Raw genomic sequence first — 3,362 nt, forward strand, 5'->3', positions numbered from 1 at the left:
GGGCCGTTCCTCGTCGCGTACCATCGACGCATATGTCCCTCCCCCAGGGGCGCCGCGCCGTGCTCGCCGGGATGCTGGCGCTGATGGGCGCCGGTCTGACCGCCGCGGCCGCGCCGACCCCGGTCGCGCCGGCCCCGGCCGCACCGTGGCCCGGCGCCGTCGTGCTCCGCGAGCAGGAGTCCCTCGTCATCGCGCACCGCGGAGCGGCCGGCCTGCTGGAGGAGCTCGCCGCCCGGGCCGAGCGCGCCCGCCACCGGATCGCCCGGATCTGGGGACCGGTGCGCCCGGTGGTGCTGCTTCCCGAGACCGACGCCGAGGCCGCGGTGCTCGCGGGCGCCTCCGGGCTCACGGCCACCGCCGGCATGGCCGCGCTGGCCACCGCCGACCGGGTGGTGGTCCTGCCGAGCGGCTACGCGCGCCTCAGCGAGGTCGGCAGGGACGTGGTCATCACCCACGAGCTCGTCCACGTGGCCACCGGCGCGACCCGCGGCGGCCGGGTGCCGATGTGGCTGTCGGAGGGGTTCGCCGACTACGTCGGCTACGCCGGCACGGGGCTCGACGTCCGTACGGCCGCCGCCGAGCTGGCCGGGGAGGTGCGCGCGGGCGCGCTGCCCGGCGGCCTGCCCGGCCCCGCAGACTTCGCCCCCGGCGGCGCGCGCCTGGCACAGGCGTACCAGGAGGCCTGGCTCGCCTGCCGCTACGTCGCCGGGCGTTTCGGCGAGAGGGCTCTCGTGAGGCTCTACGGTGGTGATGCCGAGACAGTGCTCGGCCTGTCCGCGGCGGAGTTCACCGCGGGCTGGCGCGACTACCTGGCGGAGGTTCTGGCATGACGTCGAGCGGCGCCCGCACGCCCGGGGGCCCGCGGGCGGCGGGCTGGGCGCCGGCGGTCCTCGGCGCGGCCACGGTGGCGGTCGTCGGGTTCACCACGCCGTGGCGGGCGCTGCCGGAGGGCGCCCCGCCCGTCGCCGCGGACCCGGCGCGGGACTTCACCGCCGAGCAGATCGCCCGCTCGCAGGCGTTCGACGCCGCGGTGAGCCCGCCCGCCTACCTCTCGCTCGGCCTGACCCTGCTGGCGGCCGGGGTGCTGGTGGCCACCCCGCTGGGCGCGCGGCTGCTGGAGCGGCTGCGGGGTCCCTGGTGGGCGCGGGTGCTCCTGGGCGTGCTCGTGGTCTCGGCGGCGGTGGAGCTGCTGCGCTGGCCGCTGGGCGTGTGGCAGGAGGTCCACCTGCGGGACTACGGCCTGTCGGTCCAGACGTGGCCGTCCTGGACGGCCGACCGGCTCAAGAACATCGCCGTCAGGACCGGCCTGACGGCGGTCATGGTGCTCGCCGTGGTCGCCCTGGCCCGGCGCTTCGCCCGCTGGTGGATCCCCGCCGCGCTCGGCGCCTCCGCGCTGACCGTGGCGGTCTCGTTCGTCTACCCGGTGGTGGTGGAGCCGCTCTTCAACGACTTCACGCCGATGCGGGCGGGACCGCTCCGCGACGACCTGCTGGCCATGGCCGACCGCGACGGGGTGCCGGTCGAGGAGGTGCTCGTCGCCGACGCCTCCCGCCGGACCACCGCGGTCAACGCCTACGTCTCCGGGTTCGGCGCGACCCGCCGGATCGTGATCTACGACACGCTGCTGAAGGCCCCGCCCGGCGAGGTCGAGCTGGTGGTGGCGCACGAGCTGGGCCACGCGGCCGGCGGCGACGTGCTGTACGGCACGCTCGTCGGCGCGCTGGGCGCGGCCTGCGGGGCGTGCCTGCTGTACCTCGTCACCTCCTCGCGCACGCTGCGCCGGCGCGCCGGCGTGCCCTCGCTCGCCGATCCGAGGGCGGCGGCCCTGGTCATGGGGCTGCTGAGCCTGGCCACCGTGCTCTCCGGGCCCGCGCAGAACCTCGTCAGCCGGCAGATCGAGGCCCGCGCCGACGCCCACGCGCTCGACCTGACGCGGGACCCCGCCATGTTCGCCGCCATGCAGAGGCGTCTGGCGGTCTCCAACATCTCCGACCTGTCACCGGACGTCGTGGAACGCGTCCTGTACGCCTCCCATCCCGCCATCCCCGAGCGCATCGCCATGGCGCGTTCCTGGGCCGCGCTGAACGGCCTGCCGGAGCCGTGAAGCGCACACTGATCGTCACCAACGACTTCCCGCCCCGCCAGGGCGGCATCCAGTCGTTCGTGCACGGGCTCGCCGCGCGCATGCCCGCGGACTCCGTGGTCGTCTACGCGCCCGCCTGGCCCGGCTGCGAGCGCTTCGACGCGGGCCTGCCGTACCCCGTCGTGCGCCACCCGACGTCGCTGATGCTCCCCACCCCCGGCGTCGCCCGCCGCGCCGCGGAGCTGCTCGCCGAGCACAAGTGCGACACCGTGGTGTTCGGCGCGGCGGCCCCGCTCGGGCTGCTCGCGCCGCGGCTGCGGGCGGCCGGGGCGGAGCGCGTCGTCATGCTGACCCACGGCCACGAGGCGTCCTGGGCCCGCCTCCCGCTCGCCCGGAGCCTGCTGGCCCGGATCGGCCGCCACGCCGACACGGTCACCTACCTGGGGGAGTACACCCGGCGGCTGCTCGCCCCGGTGATCGGTGCGGACAGGCTCCTGCGGCTCGCGCCCGGCGTCGACACCGCCGCCTTCTCGCCGGAGGTGAGGCCGGGCGGGGCCGCCGCGGCGCTGGAGGCCGAGCTCGGCGGCGGGCCGGTCGTGGTCTGCGTCTCCCGGCTGGTCCCCCGCAAGGGCCAGGACGTGCTCATCCGCGCCTGGCCCTGGGTGCTGCGCTCCGTGCCGGACGCCCGCCTGGTGCTGGTCGGCGGCGGGCCGTACCGCGGGAGGCTGGAGCGGCTGGTGGACCGGCTCGGCCTGCGCGGCCGGGTCCGGCTGACCGGGCCGGTGGAGGCCGCGGACCTGCCCGGCTACTTCGCGCTCGGCGACGTGTTCGCCATGCCGTGCCGCACCCGGCTGGGCGGCATCGACGTCGAGGGGCTCGGCATCGTCTATCTGGAGGCGTCGGCCAGCGGGCTGCCGGTGCTGGCCGGCTCCTCGGGCGGGGCGCCCGACGCGGTGCTGCCCGGTGAGACCGGCCTCGTCGTGGACGGCGCCTCGGCCGGCGCGGTGGCCGGCGCGCTGGTGGAACTGCTCGGGGACCCGGCCCGGGCCCGGGCGATGGGGGAGCGCGGGCGCGAGTGGGTCGGGCGCGAGTGGAGCTGGGACCTGGTCGCCGCCCGGTTCACCCGGATCCTCGGGGCGGAGCCGGCGCCCTGACGCCGTGCGGTCCTCGGGGGTCCGCCCCGCGGCGGCGGGCGCGGGGACCGGCCCCGGCGGTGCGGGCTCCTGCGCCGCGTCCCCCGTGGCGGCGGGCGCGGGGCGGGACGCCCGGAGAAGCGGAG

The 3,362-nt window shown here is 77.7% G+C and carries 3 protein-coding genes; all 3 read left to right on the forward strand.

Features of this window, described 5'->3' with window-relative positions:
- Positions 1–32: 32 nt before the first annotated feature.
- The 3 genes from ACFOWE_RS15775 to ACFOWE_RS15785 are packed head-to-tail and all read left to right on the forward strand — an operon-like array spanning position 33 to position 3,237.
- Positions 33–830, forward strand: coding sequence for a hypothetical protein (locus ACFOWE_RS15775; protein WP_377288329.1), 798 nt, complete (start codon positions 33–35; stop codon positions 828–830).
- Positions 827–2,104, forward strand: a complete 1,278-nt coding sequence (locus ACFOWE_RS15780) for a M48 family metallopeptidase (protein ID WP_377288331.1) — start codon at positions 827–829, stop codon at positions 2,102–2,104. The genes ACFOWE_RS15775 and ACFOWE_RS15780 overlap by 4 nt, the downstream gene beginning before the upstream one ends.
- Entirely contained in the window at positions 2,101–3,237 is a 1,137-nt protein-coding gene (locus ACFOWE_RS15785; RefSeq protein ID WP_377288333.1) for a glycosyltransferase family 4 protein, read from the forward strand. The genes ACFOWE_RS15780 and ACFOWE_RS15785 overlap by 4 nt, the downstream gene beginning before the upstream one ends.
- Positions 3,238–3,362: the final 125 nt, after the last annotated feature.

The sequence above is a fragment of the Planomonospora corallina genome (assembly GCF_042650625.1).
In the GTDB taxonomy this organism is placed as follows: domain Bacteria; phylum Actinomycetota; class Actinomycetes; order Streptosporangiales; family Streptosporangiaceae; genus Planomonospora_B; species Planomonospora_B corallina.